This window comes from Pseudoalteromonas sp. SCSIO_11900, from assembly GCF_000576475.1.
In the GTDB taxonomy this organism is placed as follows: domain Bacteria; phylum Pseudomonadota; class Gammaproteobacteria; order Enterobacterales; family Alteromonadaceae; genus Pseudoalteromonas; species Pseudoalteromonas tetraodonis.
The window spans coordinates 2221272-2240427 of the sequence record NZ_KK070023.1; the positions used below are offsets into that span (position 1 = coordinate 2221272).

Annotated in this window: 15 protein-coding genes, 1 pseudogene and 1 riboswitch; of the genes and pseudogenes, 8 read left to right on the top strand and 8 right to left on the bottom strand. The window is 39.6% G+C overall.

Going from position 1 to position 19156, the window contains the following annotated elements; translation table 11 throughout:
- Positions 1-71 precede the first annotated feature (71 nt).
- Genes BG00_RS10320 through BG00_RS10330 form a run of 3 tightly spaced genes read right to left on the bottom strand, consistent with a single transcriptional unit; the run spans position 72 to position 4686 of the window.
- Positions 72-2864, bottom strand: coding sequence for an AAA family ATPase (locus BG00_RS10320; RefSeq protein ID WP_036982400.1), 2793 nt, complete (start codon positions 2862-2864; stop codon positions 72-74).
- Positions 2861-3409: a condensin complex protein MksE gene (locus tag BG00_RS10325; RefSeq protein WP_028835095.1), complete on the bottom strand. Its 549-nt coding sequence runs from the start codon at positions 3407-3409 to the stop codon at positions 2861-2863. Before BG00_RS10325 ends, BG00_RS10320 begins: the two co-directional genes overlap by 4 nt.
- Positions 3410-3414: 5 nt before the next feature.
- Positions 3415-4686, bottom strand: a complete 1272-nt coding sequence (locus BG00_RS10330) for a hypothetical protein (RefSeq protein WP_036982402.1) — start codon at positions 4684-4686, stop codon at positions 3415-3417.
- 196 nt (positions 4687-4882) lie between these two features.
- On the opposite strand from BG00_RS10330, the gene nhaD reads away from it, so the two are divergent.
- Both nhaD and lysC read left to right on the top strand, forming a co-directional pair.
- Complete coding sequence (nhaD, locus tag BG00_RS10335) at positions 4883-6130, top strand: sodium:proton antiporter NhaD (RefSeq protein WP_036982403.1); 1248 nt, start codon at positions 4883-4885, stop codon at positions 6128-6130.
- 98 nt (positions 6131-6228) lie between these two features.
- A riboswitch (Lysine riboswitch) is annotated at positions 6229-6401 on the top strand.
- Between the two features lie 75 nt (positions 6402-6476).
- On the top strand, positions 6477-7868 hold the full coding sequence (gene lysC / locus BG00_RS10340) for a lysine-sensitive aspartokinase 3 (RefSeq protein WP_190276265.1): 1392 nt from the start codon (positions 6477-6479) through the stop codon (positions 7866-7868).
- Here the strand turns inward: lysC and BG00_RS10345 are convergent.
- Positions 7845-8603: a 4'-phosphopantetheinyl transferase family protein gene (locus BG00_RS10345; RefSeq protein ID WP_036982407.1), complete on the bottom strand. Its 759-nt coding sequence runs from the start codon at positions 8601-8603 to the stop codon at positions 7845-7847. The two genes, lysC and BG00_RS10345, sit on opposite strands and share 24 nt — an antisense overlap.
- Positions 8604-8769: 166 nt before the next feature.
- Between BG00_RS10345 and BG00_RS10350 the strand changes: the two genes are divergently transcribed.
- Positions 8770-10092, top strand: a complete 1323-nt coding sequence (locus BG00_RS10350) for a sodium-dependent transporter (protein WP_036982409.1) — start codon at positions 8770-8772, stop codon at positions 10090-10092.
- 95 nt (positions 10093-10187) lie between these two features.
- Here the strand turns inward: BG00_RS10350 and BG00_RS10355 are convergent, their stop codons facing one another.
- Both BG00_RS10355 and BG00_RS10360 read right to left on the bottom strand, forming a co-directional pair.
- Positions 10188-11168, bottom strand: a complete 981-nt coding sequence (locus tag BG00_RS10355; RefSeq protein WP_036982411.1) for a 2-hydroxyacid dehydrogenase — start codon at positions 11166-11168, stop codon at positions 10188-10190.
- Between the two features lie 88 nt (positions 11169-11256).
- Positions 11257-11799 carry a glutathione peroxidase gene (locus BG00_RS10360; protein WP_036982413.1) on the bottom strand — a complete coding sequence of 181 codons (543 nt, stop codon included), beginning with the start codon at positions 11797-11799 and terminating at the stop codon, positions 11257-11259.
- A 120-nt stretch (positions 11800-11919) separates the two neighbouring features.
- Between BG00_RS10360 and BG00_RS10365 the strand changes: the two genes are divergently transcribed.
- Complete coding sequence (locus BG00_RS10365; protein ID WP_036982416.1) at positions 11920-12801, top strand: NAD(P)-dependent oxidoreductase; 882 nt, start codon at positions 11920-11922, stop codon at positions 12799-12801.
- A gap of 212 nt (positions 12802-13013) precedes the next feature.
- On the opposite strand, the gene sbcB is transcribed toward BG00_RS10365, so the two are convergent.
- Positions 13014-14459, bottom strand: a complete 1446-nt coding sequence (gene sbcB, locus BG00_RS10370) for an exodeoxyribonuclease I (protein ID WP_036982417.1) — start codon at positions 14457-14459, stop codon at positions 13014-13016.
- A gap of 249 nt (positions 14460-14708) precedes the next feature.
- Here sbcB and BG00_RS10375 point away from each other — a divergent pair.
- A pseudogene (locus BG00_RS10375) lies at positions 14709-15521 on the top strand (alpha/beta fold hydrolase).
- Positions 15522-15673: 152 nt separating this feature from the next.
- Here the strand turns inward: BG00_RS10375 and BG00_RS10380 are convergent.
- Positions 15674-15919, bottom strand: coding sequence for a hypothetical protein (locus BG00_RS10380; protein WP_036982419.1), 246 nt, complete (start codon positions 15917-15919; stop codon positions 15674-15676).
- Positions 15920-16255: 336 nt separating this feature from the next.
- Between BG00_RS10380 and BG00_RS10385 the strand changes: the two genes are divergently transcribed.
- From BG00_RS10385 to BG00_RS10395, 3 genes are all read left to right on the top strand, one after another.
- Entirely contained in the window at positions 16256-17554 is a 1299-nt protein-coding gene (locus BG00_RS10385) for a porin (RefSeq protein WP_036982420.1), read from the top strand.
- A 182-nt stretch (positions 17555-17736) separates the two neighbouring features.
- On the top strand, positions 17737-18333 hold the full coding sequence (locus BG00_RS10390) for an HDOD domain-containing protein (RefSeq protein WP_249929874.1): 597 nt from the start codon (positions 17737-17739) through the stop codon (positions 18331-18333).
- Between the two features lie 412 nt (positions 18334-18745).
- The gene (locus tag BG00_RS10395) at positions 18746-19156 is read left to right on the top strand and encodes a hypothetical protein (RefSeq protein ID WP_013465125.1); all 411 of its coding nucleotides are present in this window, start codon (positions 18746-18748) and stop codon (positions 19154-19156) included.

Below are 19156 nucleotides of genomic sequence, written 5' to 3' on the forward strand. Positions count from 1 at the left end.
CTACCATGGGCGAGGGTAATTTAAAATCTAAAAATAAGTGTAGCTGGCTAAGATGAATAGCCAATTAATTCTTAGTCCAGTAGAGAGGCTTTATGTTCAACCTCAATCCAATCTTTTTCATCTACCCAGTTTTGTGCGCCGTCTTTTACTGAACGAATTGGCACAATATAATCACAACTTATTTGCGGTTTAACCGAAGCAAATATTGGCACAAAGCCAAAGCTCAGGGCGGTTTCTATAATTGCTTTTTGGTTTTGCGGATCGATATCAGCCGCTTCATCTATGTAAATAGGTATACGGTATAAGTTTTGTTCCTGATCGCTTAATAAGTAACGAATAAACAACATGCCACATAACAGCTTAATGGTGATACGCGTACCATTTGAACCAGCCGAATCTATTTTTTCAAAGTGCTCGGTTTCGCCCGCGCGGTTAACCACTTCAAAACGAATATCAAATAAATCGGTAAGGGTCAGGCCTGCTTTGTCTGAGGCGAGTTTAATTAAATGATCTTTTGCGTCGTTTACCGCACTTTCGCTGTACGGCTCATGGCTGAGTAAATCCAGGGTATCGCCTTGTTCAATTTGGTTAGAGGTACTGATAATGGTATCAATGCTATCTACCAACATTTTGCGCGGGATAATATTAATTTTAAACGCTTGCAGGTTTGAAATGCGGTGCTGGCTTATGCCTTTATTAAAGTTATTCATTTCACGGCGTAGGCGGTCTAAATCTTCACGTAAGCCTTTAATCGTGGCGGCCACTTCGGTGAGGGCAACGCGACCTTGGCGCTCAACGGCATCACGTTCGTTATCAATATTATGAAACGCGCTAATAAGTTTTTGGTATTTACTAAACTCATCGTTTTCGTTATCGAACTTGGTAATACCTGCATTGTAAATATGCATATAGGTATTACGTACATTTATATCGAAATTACGAAGCTCTTGGCAGTCTTTATTAAAGTGATGAATTAAATCGCTTAAATTATCAAAATCGATTTTTATATCAATCATGTAAGGCGTCACTTTACCACTGTATAAATCTAACGTGTGGTCAATACGCTCGGTTTTAACTTGGCGCAGGCGCTCTGTTTGACGATTAATTTGCGCTTGTTTTGATTTGATTAGTGATCGTCTGTCAGCAATTGAGCCACTGTTTTTTTGAATATCTTGTAGGTAGTCGTCAACTTGTTCGCGTTCGGCTAAAAGCTGCTCTTTTAGCATCGCCTGCGCGTCAACCGATTGTTGCATCACTTCAAATTGCTCTAAGCGTTTAAGTGCACTTTCAGCACTCATAAGCTCATCGTATAGCGCGTCTTTTTCTTTTTGCTTATCTGCAACATTGGCGGCCACTTCGCGCTGTTGTTTAAACTCTTTTAATGATTGCTCAAGCGCGGTTAATTGAGCACTCAGTTGCTCTTTGTTTTCGCCGCTTTGCATTTGCACAGGTGAGAGTTTTTTAAGTTTAATACTGGCACCGGGCAGGGTGAGCACACCGCCTTTCACGTTTTCACTAAGCTGTGATAAAAATTCACCAAAGGCATCTTCGTCATCAATGGTTATATCGCCATTGCTGGTGGTGGCAAAGGAGAGAAGATCGGGGTTTAATAGCCGCGATATTTCTTCAACTTCTTTCAGTGATAAGTCTTCACGCATACGAGTGAATAAATTATATTCTAAGTTTTTAAGTTGTAACTTTAAGCTTTTAATTTGTTTTTGTGTTTCGCCAATTCGGTAATCAAGGGTGTGCAGGCTTTGCCCTTGAGCACTCGTTATTGAGTGTGACAACGACTCGTAGTCATTTTTTAACTGCGTTAAGCCGGTTTTTAGCGTGGCTTTATTAACCAGCTCAAACTCACTTTTAAGGGCGTTGTAATCTAAAAACCACTGTTCAATTTGGGTTTGTTTGCGCTCTATATCGCGTGATTGCTGTACGTATAGGCTTTGTTTTTGTTCAAACTCGTGTTTTTCTTGCTCAATATCTTCAAGAGCGATGTTGAGCTCGCTTAGTTGCTCTTCCTGATACGTATCAAAATCAATCAGTGCTTGGTCAATTTTTGGCGCATAAGCGGCCAGTTTACCTTTAAGTACTGTTTGGTTTTCAAGCATTGATTCAAGGGCGGCTATGGGCTCTTGCATTGACTCGAGGGCTTTTAATTCACGTTTTGCGCGGTTTACTTTATCAAACGACCGGCGCCATACTTCGTAAAAGTCGACCTTTGAATTTGACATGTGGCGTTCAAACACACGTAACATAAAGCGCTTAACGTCGTTTGCACCTAATTTATGTAAATTAAGAATACGACGAAATATTTCTTTGTATATTGCAGAGTCTTGAACGTTGTTAAGGGGGATCATTTTTAAATTGATCTCACCATCAAATTGCGTTGCACCGCCTGTAAGTAGGGCGTTTAACTCTTGCGCTTTAAGCTCTATCGGGTTGTAACCTTGCTGCTTTAAGTGATTAAACAGCTTGGTAAACTTAATAATGGTATTGCCTTGGGTGTACTGGGCTAAATCAAGTTTGCCTTGATAGCAAAAGTATTGGTGTGCATAACCGGCAATTTTACCTAAGCCGGCTACGCCAATGACAACTGAGCCATGGGGTAAATCGGCTTGCAATAAAATGTACGATTGATCTGATGAAAAATAAAACTTACGGGTTTCATCTAAATCGTGGCCATCCCACTCGGTTAGGCGTAAATCATTAATTAGCGGAAATTGCAGTGCATTAATTACTGAGCTTTTACCTGTGTTGTTAGGTGCACAAATCGAGCTACTTTTATCAAGTGGGATCACACACTTTGCATAGCCTGCAGTATTAAGTAGGGCGAGTTTACTCAGTCCGTATAAGTTTTTCATTCCTCGTCCTCTCCTAAAAAGGTTTCTTCATTTACTTCCATTAAGGCATCAATATAGCGATGAATTGGCGCCTGTAGCATAAAGCCGCCTTCCACTTCGCGGGCAAGGCCTAAACGTACCATGCGTAAATACACATCTTTGCGTAAATCAGAACCCGAGAATATTTCAAGCTGATCAAATAAATGTTTATTAAGTTGTACCAAGGTTTGCATTAGCTCTAAATCGTTTGGCTCATCAAATAATGCACGCATTGGGTCTTTACCTGTGTTGGCAAAGTGTTCGATTAAAATATAAATAGTGAGCGCTATCGCGCGCGATATTTTGCCCATATTGGGGGTGCTTTCATCGCTAGCAAAATAATAAAAGCCACGACTGTCGTGCTTTAAATCATGGCCTAATGCTGTGAATAAGGCGCTGTAAGCTTCAATTTGTTGGTCAAGCTCTTGCCACATTAGGGTGTCTTGTTCGCAAATGTGGTAACCCGCGACTAATTTTTTATTAATGGCTTGTAAGTGAGAAAGCTCATTTAAGTTTATCTGTGTCATGGTGATTACTCGTGCTCGGCTTTATCAGCCTGAGGCTCTGAATTAAAGGGGTACAAAGAAAAGTGCTGGCCTGCAATGTTAACGCGGGCTTTTTTATCGCTTTGGCTAATGTGTAGGGTGTTATCGCTCACTAGCTTTTGATATAAAAACAGCATTTCATCGGCTTCAAGCTCAGGGTAGCTTTCGTCTAAAAATTGCAGCAGAGGCTGTGGTTTTTTACGCTGCTTTTTGAAGCGTTTTGCAAACTGCGCTTTTACATCGTGATAGTCAGGAATGTTTGGCGTGACAAACGCAGGCACATCGTTTTGCTCTGGTAGCTGATATTCGTGATGCTCAAACTCAGCCAGGCTTGCCATGTAGGCTACTATATGGCGCTGTTGACCCAATGAATACTTTTGCGCATCGCTTACAAAATGCGGCTGCACGGCGCTGAGCATATTATCTACCCCATTTTTACGTATTAGTCCTAATACTTTTGCTACTTGGCGGGTAACAAGGTTGTTACGGCGCAACTCTTCACGCAGTGGCATAAGCATATCGGCACTTTTTCGTAAGCTTGTCCGGCCAACTAAGTGCATTTCTAGAATGCGGGTACGCAATTGCTCAAGCATGCGTTTATCGTTGTACGCTTTGCCTGAGCGTTCAATGTGTTCTATTTGGGTGCTAATTTGTTGCTCAATAAGGGTAAAGCAGGCATGAAAGTCGCCTCTAATATCCACCATTTCCAGCATGGGTTCTATATACTCATCAAACGCTTCTATCACGGCTTTATAGCGTTTTTGTAGCGACTGCACCGCATTATTAGATTTGGCTTGCTCAACAATATTTAAAATAGCGTTTTCGTTGTGTAAAAACAGTTTGATTATTTTACGCACCCGATCATCCATAATACGGCTAAAGCGGCGTAAATCATCAAAATCTTCCATTTCACCGGCATTGAATAGCCGATTACCTAAACGGGCCAAATCATCAACCAAGACACTAATTTCTTGTGCTAAGCCTAAATGCTCTTCTTGCAGTAAAAAGGTGGCAAAGTCGGCAATGGCGCGGTTAATTTCCAGTTGTGACGATTTAGCCAGCGGAATAATAATTTCTTGATTCAATAACCGGTTGGTTTCTTTATAAATACGCTCATTATTCCACGTGGGTTGCTTTTGCTTAATGGCATTTTGAAGATCTTTAATACTAAAGTCGGCCATTTTAAAGCGCTTAAATAATAGCTCTAATACACCCCAGTGTTCATTTAGGGTATTAAGTAGCTTTTTAGCTGGGATCATAAGGCGTTGCAACTTCCTAGTATTCGTTATTTTATATTTCTCGAACTTATATGGTATTCGTTTTTGCGACGATTTAATAATAGTTTTTACACCCGCTTAGTGATAGTATCCGCGCCGAATATAGGCACATAGAGTTTGTGGGTATATTTTTTACATGGTTTCAATTTTTACTTAACCCCGAAGGTTGTTTAATATCATGGTTTCCTCGATTATCCTGACGCTGATAGCGATTGCATTTTTGCTTATCGTTATTGAGGATGTGATCCACGTAAACAAAGCAAAAACGACATTATTTTTTGGTACACTTTGTTGGATTATATCCTTTATTTTTCCTCTTAATGGGCAAAGCCCCGAAACGATTCAAACCCTCCTAGACCACAATATTTTAGAAATTGCTTCTTTATGGCTGTTTTTAATGGCCGCAATGACCTTTGTTGCCTATTTAAACTCTAAAGGACTTATCGAAAATGTTGTGAACCGGATTATGCCAACCAGCATTAGTGAGCGTAAGCTGATGTTTTTGGTGGGGTGTTTTGCGTTTTTATTTTCATCTATTTCAGACAACGTTACGGCCACGCTAATATCACTGGCAGTGATTATGTCATTAAAACTTGAAGCCAAAAAGTTAGTTAAGTACGCCACGCTTATTGTATTTGCTGTAAACTCCGGTGGTGTATCACTTATCACGGGTGATGTAACCACACTTATGATTTTCCTTGATGGTAAAGTATCAATTAGCAATTTATTACTGTTAATTGTGCCTGCGTTACTAAGTGTATTATTACTCGCTACTTTGTTATCAATTGGCATGAATAAGCAACTCGAGTTTAAAAAAACTAAATTTAAACGTATTGAAAAAACCGACATAACCATTGCGGTTATTTTCTTCACTACGGTTATTGCTACGCTTACATTGAGTGTTTTATACAGTGTACCGCCTCTGCTTACTTTTTTATTGGGTTTATCTATTATGTTTTTAGTCGCGCAATTTTTAATGCGCAAAAAAGACATCAACAAAGATATGATCGATTTTATACGCGACATAGAGTACGACACCTTATTGTTTTTCGTGGGTGTGTTACTGCTTGTTGGTGCGTTAAAAGAAGTTGGGGTACTGAGCCAATTTACTAATTTGTATACGGTAATGGCGCCAGAGTACGCAAACTACTTAATGGGTATTTTATCTGCAGGTGTTGATAACGTGCCACTAACGGCAGCGTTATTAAAAGCCGACATTGTAATGAGTCAACAGCATTGGTTGTCGTTTACGTATGCAACCGGTGTAGGTGGCTCTATGCTAATCATTGGCTCGGCAGCCGGTATTATAGCCATGAGTAAGGTAAAAGAGCTGACGTTTGCAAGTTACCTTCGCTTATCGCTATATTTATTACTGTGTTACACCTTTGGTTATGCGGGCTCTTACTTAATGGGTAGTTTTATTTGATTTTAGTGTAAAACGACTTGACAGCTAGACGTCTAAACGATAACTTTCAAAGCCGCACTCTTAGTGCGGTTTTGTTTTATTAGCCACAGGTTAATAATACATTCAGAAGAGGTGCGATACTTAGGTACTTAATGTGAGGCAACGACAGCCTGCGACCATTAAGGAGGGAAGTACTCGCCGAGGAAAATAATGGGTCGTTACCATTGTTTTTCGGTTTATGGGGCTGAATCCTCAAAACTGTCACCAATTTAGGTGGAGAGCTTCTGGCAGTAGATTTTTCTTATCTTTATTTCCTGCCAAGTTCTTCTTGTTTTATTGCGGTTTGGATGCCGCGAAAGGAGACGAAATGACTACCCAATCAGTGCCACAAAGTTCACAGTGCACAAAATCAGATTACATTGTTGCCAAATTTGGTGGCACCAGCGTTGCTAACTTTGAGGCGATGAGCCGTTGTAGCGAAATTATCGTAAACGATAAAAATGTACGTATTGTTGCAGTAAGCGCCAGTGCCGGAGTGACCAATCATTTAGTGGAGCTTTGCAAAGCGGGTATTGAAGCCGCTAAACGCCAACAGCATATTGATGGTGTACTTGCGATTCAGCAGGCTATTTTAAATGACCTGTCGTTAGATAATGATTTAGCCCTTGGGTTTAATCAAACGCTTGATGCATTTCAAACGTTGGCGGCACAAACACTCAATACTGAGCAGCAGTTCGATGAGCTACTTAGCTTTGGCGAGCGTTTATCGTCGTACTTATTTACCCAAGTACTAAGGTTAAAGGGTTTAAATGCCACTCGTTTTGATGTGCGCCAGGTGCTTAAAACCGATAGCCAATTTGGTAAAGCAACACCAAATGTGGGCGCCACAGCGCAAGCCGCTAAAGCACATTTAATTCCGCTGCTTGATGATAGCGTTATTGTAACCCAAGGGTTCATCGGTAGCGATGCAAACAATTTAACGACCACGCTCGGTCGAGGTGGCTCAGATTATAGTGCTGCACTGCTTGCTGAGGCTATTAACGCTAAAAGTGTGCATATTTGGACTGACGTAGTGGGTATTTTTAGCACCGATCCTCGTTTGTGTGTAAAAGCTACTCCTATTGCGCGTTTAAGTTTTGATGAAGCAGCAGAAATGGCGACCTTTGGCGCTAAAGTGCTGCACCCAGCTACAATTTTACCTGCCAGTCGCAGCCATATTAATGTGTTTGTTGGCTCAAGCACAGAGCCTGAACTTGGCGGTACGTGGATTGAACGTGAAAAATCGCAGCTACCTGGTATACGTGCGGTAACGCAACGTAAAAATCAAATATTATTAACCCTTAAAAGCCCAGAAATGTTATTAGCCAGTGGCTTTTTAGCGCGTATATTTACTATTTTAAGTGAGTGCAATATTTCGGTAGATTTGGTCACCACCTCTGAAATTAGTGTAGCAATTACCCTTGATAATGCGCCTAATGCATCACGTCCAGAGCTTGATCAAGCATGTTTAGATAAGCTTGCTGAATTTTGCCATGTATCGGTTGAAAACAATTTAACGCTGGTAGCGTTAATTGGCTCTGAAATTGTTTTGCGCCAACATGAAATGAATTTAATGAAAGTGTTAAGTGATTTTAATATTCGACTCATTTGCCATGGTGCAAGTAAACATAACTTGTGCTTTTTAGTTGAGCAAAGCGAGTCTGATGCTGTGGTTCAAGCGATTCATAGTCGATTACTAGAAAGTGATTGCGCTGCGTAAATCGTTAATAGTTATTATTGAGCACCGCCAGTCGGTGCTTTTTTTTGCCACAACGCTAATATCAAACATGTCGTTATGTGCTCCAACCACGGTATTGCTACAAGCTGTAAGCTGAGTGTTATTAAGTTCGTTAAACACATTAGGGCTTAATAATTGAGCAATGGGGCGGCTGGTGGCTTTAGCCAGCGCTTCTTTTAATGTCCAAATCCTAAAAAAATGATGTGCTTGAGTTGTTATGTTATCTGAATCGATTATTAAGCTCACTTCGGCTGGATGGTAAAAGTGTTTAGCGAGTTTATTAAAAGGGCGCTTTAAATTAATTTTTTCAATATCAAAGCCAAATTGAGTTGATGCTACATTTAACGCTGCACCTACAAAACCATGAGAATGAGAAATACAGCAACTGATCACGCCTGTTGTATTTTTAATATGTAATTCTAATTTACTGTTATCGGGGTTAAATTCAGAACTAATATCACACAGCTTTAATGATGCGTAAGAAGAACAAGCGGTTTTTACTAGGTATTTAAGCACTAAACGTGTGGCTAAATATTCTTGTTTAGCTTGTGGGGTTTTACGCCGATTAATAACATTGAGCTCAAAAGGGCTTAAATAGTGGGGTAAATCAAATTCACCCACATTGAGGGTGGTCGCGTTAAGCAACGCAATGCAATGGCTGTTATTTGCTAAAGCGGGTGTGACTGCTAGCTGGTTTTCAAAGTAAGTTACACTCATCATTGCTCGTTATAAATGACGACCGATTACATATTTATTACCCAAAGCTGGATAGTTTGTGAGCGGTTGTTAGTTGTTGTGAGCGCTAAGTACATTTTTATTACTCAGTCGCTCTTAAATATGGTTTAATTCGCATTCGTTAAAATAATAACAGATTTGTAGGTGTATGGCACAAGTGCGTGATGGTTTTCAAAGTCGACTAGGTTTTGTATTGGCAGCAGCCGGTGCAGCGGTAGGCTTAGGTAATATATGGGGTTTTCCTACGCAGGCTGCTAATCATGGTGGCGGCGCATTTTTACTGGTTTACTTTATCGTTATTTTTTTGCTGGCGTTACCTGCTTTGTACACCGAGCTGTATTTAGGTTACAAAGCCCAAGCTAACCCTGTTAAAGCGCTAAGCCAAGCATGGCAAAATCACGCCCCTAAAGTGGGAGCCGCAGCAGGCTATATTGGCCTTGCCGGTGCCATCGTTATGTTAAGTTTTTACTCAATTGTGGCCGGTTGGATGCTTTCCTACGCTATAGAGCCTATAAGTAGCTTTTTTGGCTTGCAGAGCTTGAGTGAGTTTTTACATAGTGACTCTATGTTACGTAATTTTATTTTTACGCCGCTTATGCTTATTCTAACCGCCAGTATTATTTTAAAAGGGGTGAAGTCGGGAATAGAAACCTGGTCACGCCGTTTAATGCCGCTTTTACTTGTTCTCCTCATTGGGCTTATTATTTATATTGCAACGTTAGATGGCGCAAGCGAAGGGTTTGCTGCCTATTTAGTGCCTGACTTTAGTAAAATACTCGACCCTGATTTAATTATTGCCGCAATGGGGCAAGCGTTCTTTTCGTTGTCGCTTGGGGTAGGCTGTATGATGATTTACGGCTCATATTTAAAACCCGGAGCTAACTTACCAAAATTAACCGCAAGTGTTGCGCTACTTGATACCAGCGTGGCGTTTTTGGCGGGCTTATTAATAATTCCGGCTATTTATGTTGCCCAGTACAATGGCGTTGAAGTATTTAATAACGGTAAATTAATTGGTGAGGGACAACTTATTTTTGCCATATTACCTGAGCTATTTGGCACTATGGGTGAAATTGGTTTATTGGTTGGCTTATTATTTTTTGTATTGATGTCGATAGCTTCAGTTACCTCAACTATTTCGTCAACTGAGATCCCTGTGGCATTTTTGGTTGAAAACCACAGTGTAGATAGAACCAAAGCAACATGGGCAGTCAGTGCTGTTGTGCTTATTTGTGCCAGTACCATTATTTTAAACTTTGATTGGTTGTTTGGTTTAGTGATTATGGTATTTACCCAATACCAATTGCCGTTAATGGGGCTGTTTTACTTTATAACGGTAGGCTGGCTATGGCAACGTGGTAATAAGCTGCACAAAGCAAGTAGTGGGCCGCACTATTGGTTTGCACAATATATTCGCTTTGTGTGTCCTATACTTATGACCTTAGTATTTATAAATGTAGCGTTTGGTTAAAAACTTTTAAACGCGAATTTAAAAATGCCGTTTTAAAAAGCGAACTATTGGGAGTCACCCGAAAGTTCGCTTTTTACAGTTTAAATGACTTGATATTACAATACTTGATTGGTTAGCGTTTGCCCTTGAGCAAGCTCGTTTGCATTTTGTAATGTTATATTAGCGATTTCGGTTAGAGCTTCTTGAGTAAAAAAGCCTTGATGCCCTGTTATTAACACGTTTCTAAAACTCACTAAGCGAGAAAATATATCGTCTTGATTTATTTCTTCACTGTGGTTTTTAAAAAACAGCTCTGATTCTTGTTCGTACACATCAAGCCCTAAATACCCCAGTTTTTGTGATTTAAGTGCTTTAATACACGCTTGGCTGTTTACCAGCGCACCGCGCGAAGTATTAATGAGCATGACCCCGGTTTTCATTTTATTAAATGCAACGTCATCGATTAAATGATGCGTGTCTTCGCTCAGCGGGCAGTGCAGTGAAATTATATCGCTTTGGGCAAGTAGGGTATTTAAATCGGTAATAGTGTAATTGCCTGGTTTTGCAAAAGGGTCACACACTAAAACGTTAGCGCCAAAACCATTTAAAATGTTACACAGTGCAAGGCCTATTTTACCGCAGCCTATAATACCTATGGTCTTGTTATGTAAGTTAAACCCAAGTAAGCCATTTAAATCAAAGTTGTCTTCGCGTACGCGGTTATAAGCTTTGTGTGTTTTACGGCTGAGGGTAAGCATAAGGGCAACACAATGCTCCGCGACTGCCTCAGGGCTGTAGGCGGGTACGCGTAATACGCTTAAGTTATGCTGTTTGGCAACGGGCAAGTCAACGTTATTAAACCCCGCACAGCGTAATAAAATAGCGCTAACACCCAATGTGGCAAGTTGCTCAATTACCGCTTTATCAACAGAATCGTTGACAAATACGCACACAGCGTCAAAGTTTTTAGCTAATATTGCCGTCTGCGCCGATAAACTTTGCTCAAAATAAGTAATAGTGATGTTAGAAAAGCCATTTAAACTTTGCTCAAAAAAAGGGCGCTCATATTTCTGAGCACTAAAAAAAGCAATATCCATTAACTAGCTCCAAGTAATCAATTATTTTATTACCATAAACTATTCTTACTATAGATGCTTCACTCTTGTTGTTTTAATTACGACAGGATTATTTTAATACAGCCGAACGGACTCCTAAACGAGCGGTCGTCGGTTTTATAACGGGCACTGATTCTAAGCAGCTTGTTATTACATTATGTAATGACTCCGGTTTAGTTCGCGGTGCATAGCGAGCAACCAGCTGCCCTTGTGCATTAACTAAAAACTTAGTGAAGTTCCATTTTATTGCTCGGTTTTGTGCAATACCCCGTGTATGAGATTTTAAATAACTAAACAGTGGATGCGTATCTGGGCCATTTACCATGACCTTATTAAACACCTCAAAATTAATTGAAAAATGTTTTTGATAATAGTCTTTAATGGCCATTCCCTCTAATGGCTCATTTTTATCAAATTGATTACACGGAAAGGCTAAAATAGTAAACCCATCGTTTTTGTATTGTTGATATAGCTTTTCTAGCGCGCATAATTGCGCAGAAAAATGACATTTACTGGCGGTATTAACAATAAGAACCGCTTTTCCTTTTAGCTGACTCAAAGAAAAATCATCGTTATTACAAAGTGGTGCGTTAAATTGATAAATACTATCCATAGATTACCTACCTAATTTCCGTATGAGGGAAATTTTAAAAGACTTTCATTCGCTTTTTTTGCGGCCGATTGACATAATCGAGCTTATGTTTCTAAGTTATCAGTTAAATAGGTCATTTTTATGTCAGTTAAAATTGCATTTATAGGTTTAGGCGTAATGGGTTACCCAATGGCAGGGCATCTAGCAAAAGCGGGGCATAGCGTATGTGTTTATAACCGCACAGCAGCTAAAGCACAAAAATGGGTTGAAGATTTTAACGGTAGTTTTGCACCTACCCCGCGTGAAGCTGCAAGTGGTGCCGATATGGTATTTATGTGTGTTGGCAATGACGACGACTTACGGTCAGTGGTATACGGCGATGATGGCGTTTTAGCTGGTATGGAAAAAAACACGATTTTAATCGATCACACAACTACTTCTGCTGAGGTAGCGCGTGAAGTTGCGGCAAAAGCGGCTTTACAGCATATCGACTTTATTGATGCGCCAGTATCAGGCGGTCAAGCAGGTGCTGAAAACGGGGTGTTAACCGTTATGGCCGGTGGCAACGAAACGGTATTTGCTAAAGCACAACCTATCATGGCGGCGTTTAGCCGTTTTAGCCAGTTATTAGGGGAAGTTGGCTCAGGGCAATTATGTAAAATGGTCAACCAAATTTGTATTGCTGGTGTAGTGCAAGGGTTAGCTGAAGGCTTACATTTTGCTAAACAAGTAGGGCTTGATGGCGAAAAAGTAATAGAAACCATTTCTAAAGGCGCAGCTGGTTCGTGGCAAATGGAAAACCGCTACAAAACAATGTGGGCAGGCGAGTACGAGTTTGGTTTTGCTGTAGATTGGATGCGTAAAGATTTAGGTATTGCACTCGATGAAGCTAAAAATAACGGTGCAACGCTGCCAATGACTGCAACGGTCGATCAATACTACGCTGATGTACAGGCACTTGGCGGCGGCAGGTACGATACCTCAAGTTTACTAGCGCGTATTGAAGCACTGCATAAAAAGTAATGTAATTGGTAAAAGTAAACTGTTCACAAAGAGGCTAAGAGGCGCTGCGTTTTTAGAGAAAGTGATACACATAAAAAATGAATGTTGGTTTTATGTTTTCTCATTCACCTCTCTTGTTGAGATAGTTTTTTGGTTTTTTACCTAGTAACAAAAAACGCGACACTTTTTGCTAAAGTGTCGCGTTTTTCATGGGTTATATACACTAAAGCAAATTACATGCTTTGCGCGTAGTTATACAGCGCTTTTAAAATTGTAAGATTTTTTTCGCTGTCGTCATGTTCATGCGCTAGGTTTTCAAGAGTGATCATAAAATCTTGCGCGCTGATTGATGGCTGATCTTCGCCATGCATTAACTTGCTTTGGCAATATTGACGCCATTGATCAAGCTCTTGCTGGTTTAGCGTTTGTGGCCAGTTACGGGCGCGGTATCTAAATAATAAAGTATTGAATTTAGGGTCTTCAAATTCAAGCTTTAAACTTGCCAAGTCTTCAGGTTTTGCATCACGAATAATCGCAAATTTAGCTTTATCAGCATGGCTAGTAAAGCCATCATATAATAAGTAATCCACGTTTGTGGTGGCGCTGTAATCGCCTTGCTCGTTAAATACCTCAGTGACTTTATCGCGAAGCTCAGTATTGGCTTTTAAAATGGCTAAATTAGCCAAGCATTGCTCGCGGTCAATACCCAAGCGAGCAGCGTTTTCAGGCAGTAGCGTTTTAGCTGGCGCTAAAATAGGGCACTTGTTTAAATGCACCAGCTTTAAACCTACGGGTAAATCACCCTCTGCTAAATCTGTACGTTTGGTGTATAAACGCTTGCGTAGCTCTTCTACATTTAAATCAAGTAATACCTGTGGGTTTTGGGTTAAATCAAAACAAATAACTGCGTTTTTATTAACAGGATGAAAGCTCATAGGTGCCACCCACGTGGTACAACCCTGGGTTGCTGGAATACGCGATGAGGTATGCACTAATGGGGTCATGTTAAACACGTCCACCAATTCAACAAGGGCTTTTTTATTGCGCAAACTAAAAAAGAAGTGATATAGCTTAGGTTGCTTTTCTTTTATTAATTTAGCCAGTGCAATGGTAGCCGTTACATCACTTAATGCATCGTGCGCAGCGGCATGTTCAATACCATTAGCGACAGTTAAATGCTCAAGTTTAAAGCTTGGGCTGCCATCTTCTTTTAATGGCCACTCAATACCCTCAGGCCGAAGTGCATAGCAGGCACGCACTAAATCTATAATATCCCAACGACTGTTATTGTTTTTATATTCACGCTCATATGGGTCGTAAAAGTTACGATAAAAGCTATATCGGCTTACTTCATCATCAAAGCGAATACTATTATAACCAGCCACACAGGTATTGGGCACGCTAAATTCGGCATGAATTTTAGCAATAAACTCAGCCTCAACTAAGCCTTTTTGCATCGCCACTTGTGGGGTAATACCAGTAATTAAACACGCCTCAGGATGCGGTAAATAATCCGCTTGAGGCTTACAGTACTCAATAAGCGGCTCGCCAATAATATTTAAATCAAGATCGGTGCGTACACCGGCAAACTGACTCGGCTTATCCTTTTGCGGGCTTGCCCCCCAGGTTTCGTAGTCGTGCCAATAGATTGTTGCTTGATTTTGCTCTTGATAAGCCATTTAAACACCCTATAAGTTAGCTTGAAACGGTTGGTATTCCGCCAAGTTACTAAATTTATGAATTATTTAGATTATGGCATAGGGTCACAGAGGTTTATAGGTTTGAATAAGGAAATCTATCAGCCAAAACATGATTTAAGCATGATTGACGTGATTATTTATTTTTAAGGGTATGCGTTAGAGAATTTATTTATAAACATAGTGCTTAATGTTATAAACTTAAGCTAACTACTAATTTGCTTTAACAATATGAAAATAATACTAAAAACGATTCTATTTTGGGTATTAATCACCTCAAGCGTTGTGTTTGCTGAGCTTGCTAAAGTGCAAGTAAATGGCTTTGATATTGAATATGAAATGGCGGGTAGTGGTAAACACACTGTTTTACTTGAGGCAGGTGGCTCTGCCGGTTTAAGTGATTGGGAACCCATTTATAAAGCGATTACCAAGCATGCAAAAGTAATTCGTTATTCTCGAATTGGCAATGGCGGCTCAGCGCAAATAAAGAAAAACTATAGCTCAGAGGAGTATGCTGCTGAGGCTTTACTATTACTTAAAGCATTAAAAATTGAAGAGCCGGTGATTTATGTGGCGCATTCTTATGGAGCTTATATCGCAAGAGTATTTGCAGCAAGCTAGCCTGATAACATTAAAGCGTTAATGTTAATTGAACCCGCCTCAGAGCATGATGTTGATATTATGCGTAAGATTGATTTATCGCGCACTGAAAAAGAAATTGCCGCTATAAAACGTGATGATATGAAAAACGGTATGTCAAATCAGTATGTAGACTTTTGGTCTAAGCGACCTTTGCCCGATTACCCACAAATAGCTGATATTCCTGTGACGGTTATTGCCTCAGTTAAAAAGTATGAAAATCCGTCGGTGTTATTTTTTACTGATAAAGGGCGTGAAATGTGGGGGGAACTGCATGCAAACTGGGCTAATGCTTTTCCTCAAGGTGTGACAGTGCTAACCGGTAAAAGTTACCACTATCCACAAAATAATGAGCCAAGGATGGTAATCGCGCAAATCCAAAAATTGCTAAAGCGTACTCATTAAATAAAAAGCTAAGGCAGTTTTTTAGATTGTTTAATCAGTTTAATTAAAATGATAGTGAGTACCGCTGCTGGAAGTAACCAAATAAAATCACTCATTGTTGTAACTTCTTATAGTAATTCACTTAAGCTTTAGTGCTTAAAAGTAAAGTTAGATCAAAACTTTGGACATAAAGCGTGGCTAAAGCCTTTTTCGGTTAGCAAAAAAGTGGCGCTGGGCGTCGAAAATATATATTCCTCATGAAGAAGAAACGCGATTGTTCCTTTTATTTGCTCACCTTGATGTTCTGAGGTGTCGCTAATTAATTGTTCAGGATCTAACTGGCTTGGGCTTGGAAAGTTATTATAAAGATGCTTAAAAATTAACGTAGCAATTGTGTTAAAGGTATCGTTATTTTTCATTTTTTGAGAGTCCTTAATTTATATATGTAGCAACAAACTGGCTGTTTTAAATATGATTTTTAAATAATAACACATTAAAAATAGGTACATGATCATCCTGCTATTTTTTAAGCTTTAATTTTGCTAGCTGCTGCTTTCATTTATTAAAATGATGATTAATTGTTATGCTTACCCCGCTAAAAAGTAGTGTGTGTGTTGCGCAAAATCATAAAGTGTAATTGAAGAGTTGTAAAAATACGTTATCATTGTAAAACAACATGTAAAATCAAGCAGGTACTTAGCTCACGCTGACCAAGTTCGAGTTAATAACATCAACAAGGCAAGCAAGGACAAATTATGACACCTATGAAACCTTTAGCACTGGCAGTGGCTATGGTTGTTTTTTCACATCCGGCACATGCAGATACAGATCTTGATAAAGTAAAGCAGCAATTAAGCAGCTTACAAAAACAAGTGGAAATGCTGCAAAAGCAACTTGCAAAAGCAGAGCAAAAAAGTGAAAAATTAATCGAGCGCACCATTGAACAGAAAGAAGATATAGCTGAAGTTAAAGTAGCTAAACATGAACACAAGCCTCAGGGAATTAAAATTGGCGGTGCTGTTCGAACCAACTATAGCCACACCTCGTATGATGACGATAATAAAAATCGCGGTGGCGATTTTGATTTTGATATTTTTCGTCTAAATTTCTCAGGCGATGTGGGTGATGTAAAATTAAACGCTGAAATTCGCTTTTTTGATTATATGACCGCTGTTAAATACGCTTATGCAGCTTACGATTTTGCTGATGATTGGCAAGTTCAAGCAGGTATTACTCAGGTTCCTTTTGGTAACTGGCCATACAACTCACATAACTACTTTTTCAGCACTAACTATTACGTTGGCCTTGAAGACGACCACGATTTAGGGGTGTTATTTAAGCGTAAAATTGCCGATAACTGGCAGCTTGATTTAGGCTTTTTCAAAAATGATGAATTAGGTGGTGTTGATGGTTATGTAGATAACCGCAGCGATCGCTATTCTTACGACATTGTTGGTTTTAGAGAAGCCGGGGATGGTGTTTACGCTGAGCCGACCAATCCAATTGGTGAATATAATACGTTCTCAGGTCGTTACGGCTACCACCTAGAGCATGAGGGTGGTAAAACTGAAATTGGTGTGTCAGCGCTTGCTGGTGGCTTGCATGATGGTGTTGACCGCGCAGGTGATTATAACGCATGGGCATTACATTTAAACAGTAATATGGGCCCTTGGAACTTGCAATTACAACATGGCGAATACAACTACGATATTGATAACGTAAACCGTATTGCTGTAGGCGCTTACTCGTTTTACGATAGCATGGCAGCGGAAGCAACTATGTCGAGTGCAAACATAGCATACAGTGTGCCGGTGCAATGGGGCGCAGTAACAAACTTACAGTTTTATAATGACTACAGCGCTATTTACGACAAATCAGACAACAGCAAAGATACCTGGATGAACGTAACCGGTTTCTCGGTCGCTGCAGGTGGTTTATTTACATACTTTGATTTAGTTCATGGTAAAAACATGCCGTTTGTTGGCGGTTCATTAGCGGGCGATAGCAGCGAAACTGAACGCCGCTTCAACATTAATATTGGCTATTACTTCTAATAAGCTAGTATTCAAAGCACACGTCTATATACCGGGCGTGTGCTGCTCTGGTTTTTAAAAATTATTTTACCCTACCAATTTCAGCACCTACAAATTGATAAATCTCTAATCAACTTCTAGTATAAAAGTTCAAATGGAATTAAATAAATAATCCATATAGCTTAGCTGGAGGCTAGACATCGATGATTGTCGTTAATGAGCAGGTATTATCAGATGTAAATAAAAACTTTATTATTCCCCCAAAACCACAAATTTTAAATGACCTTGAATTATTAGCATCTGCACAAGAGCCCTCGCTTTCAGACGCCGCAGAAATCATTGCTAAAGATGTGGCTATAGCGTCTGCTATTTTAAAAATTGTTAATTCACCCGCTTATGGCTTAGTACGTAGTGTGTCTGATATTAAACAAGCCATCATGTTTTTAGGTTGGAATGGCATAGAAGCACTTATTCCTGCGCTTAAATTAAAGCAAATGTTTTTACAAAAAACATGTTGTATTAGTTTAGAGCGTTTTTGGGATAACGCGTCTGAAATTGCTAATGTAAACATGATTGTTGGACAGCGAGTAAAAAATAAAATTCCAGTTGAATACTTATACACTCTCGGTTTATTTCATGATTGTGGCATAGTTCCGATGGCGATTAAATATGACGACTACGTCAATGTGCTGCATGGTTCAAATAGAAGCAGTAAAGAAAGTTTAGTTGATATTGAAGATCGTGTTTATGGCGCTAACCATGCCATTATCGGCTATTACTTAGCATCGAGTTGGCATTAACCAAGAGATATTTGCCAGCTTATTTTACGCCATCATGATTTAAGTTTACTTGAGGATACATCCGATCCTAATCAACAACTCTGTTTTTGTGTATTAAAGCTCTCTGAAAGCATAGTAAATAGTATTTTACGTGATGAAAAAATTAAAGATTGGGAGCGCCTTGAACCGTTTATACTTAAAAAGTTAAATATGTCTGAAGATGAATATATTGATTTACAAGAAGAAGCTATGTTAAACGAGCGGTTATTTGTCGCTTTTATTAAAACGAATATGCTCAGTTTAATTAGACTAAAGTCTATAGGTTAGTTTTTTTCACTTATTGGTTTGTTTTTAATCGTTTGTCGAGATTAAGTAAACACTCTAAAGTTTAGTTGTCGGCAACAAGCACGACTAACCAAATAGGAAACTAATCATGAAACGCTCACTTATCAAAACCATAGCTCTTGGCTCTTTATTAACTTGCTCAGCTGCTGTAATGGCTGATCAAAGTGACTACAAGTTAATGGTTATTGAAGAGGCTGCAACAGCCCCGCAAGAATTCGAAGTTGCATTTAACAGTTGCGCATTAAATGTAAAATCAAAAAACTACAGCCAAGCTGAAGAAATTTGCTCAAAAGCAATTACATTATTACAGCAAAGTACAGGCCCACGTTTTAAAGTACGTGAGCTGACTTCATTTGCTTTAAGTAACCGCGGTGTTGGCCGTTTAATGGCTAAAAACGAAACCGCAGCGTTATCTGACTTTTACGAAGCACAGCAAATATCAGGTAACGAGTTAGTGTCGCACAACTTAACACGTGCTAAGCAAGATCTTGCTCTATAA

Excerpts from the sequence above, each read along its gene's own strand:
- BG00_RS10380 (WP_036982419.1), bottom strand. The coding sequence starts at position 15,919 with ATGAAAAATAACGATACCTTTAACACAATTGCTACGTTAATTTTTAAG.
- BG00_RS10355 (WP_036982411.1), bottom strand. The coding sequence starts at position 11,168 with ATGGATATTGCTTTTTTTAGTGCTCAGAAATATGAGCGCCCTTTTTTT.
- BG00_RS10320 (WP_036982400.1), bottom strand. The coding sequence starts at position 2,864 with ATGAAAAACTTATACGGACTGAGTAAACTCGCCCTACTTAATACTGCA.
- nhaD (WP_036982403.1), top strand. The coding sequence starts at position 4,883 with ATGGTTTCCTCGATTATCCTGACGCTGATAGCGATTGCATTTTTGCTT.
- BG00_RS10330 (WP_036982402.1), bottom strand. The coding sequence starts at position 4,686 with ATGATCCCAGCTAAAAAGCTACTTAATACCCTAAATGAACACTGGGGT.
- BG00_RS10325 (WP_028835095.1), bottom strand. The coding sequence starts at position 3,409 with ATGACACAGATAAACTTAAATGAGCTTTCTCACTTACAAGCCATTAAT.
- BG00_RS10395 (WP_013465125.1), top strand. The coding sequence starts at position 18,746 with ATGAAACGCTCACTTATCAAAACCATAGCTCTTGGCTCTTTATTAACT.
- BG00_RS10385 (WP_036982420.1), top strand. The coding sequence starts at position 16,256 with ATGACACCTATGAAACCTTTAGCACTGGCAGTGGCTATGGTTGTTTTT.
- BG00_RS10390 (WP_249929874.1), top strand. The coding sequence starts at position 17,737 with ATGATTGTCGTTAATGAGCAGGTATTATCAGATGTAAATAAAAACTTT.
- BG00_RS10360 (WP_036982413.1), bottom strand. The coding sequence starts at position 11,799 with ATGGATAGTATTTATCAATTTAACGCACCACTTTGTAATAACGATGAT.
- lysC (WP_190276265.1), top strand. The coding sequence starts at position 6,477 with ATGACTACCCAATCAGTGCCACAAAGTTCACAGTGCACAAAATCAGAT.
- sbcB (WP_036982417.1), bottom strand. The coding sequence starts at position 14,459 with ATGGCTTATCAAGAGCAAAATCAAGCAACAATCTATTGGCACGACTAC.
- BG00_RS10345 (WP_036982407.1), bottom strand. The coding sequence starts at position 8,603 with ATGAGTGTAACTTACTTTGAAAACCAGCTAGCAGTCACACCCGCTTTA.
- BG00_RS10365 (WP_036982416.1), top strand. The coding sequence starts at position 11,920 with ATGTCAGTTAAAATTGCATTTATAGGTTTAGGCGTAATGGGTTACCCA.
- BG00_RS10350 (WP_036982409.1), top strand. The coding sequence starts at position 8,770 with ATGGCACAAGTGCGTGATGGTTTTCAAAGTCGACTAGGTTTTGTATTG.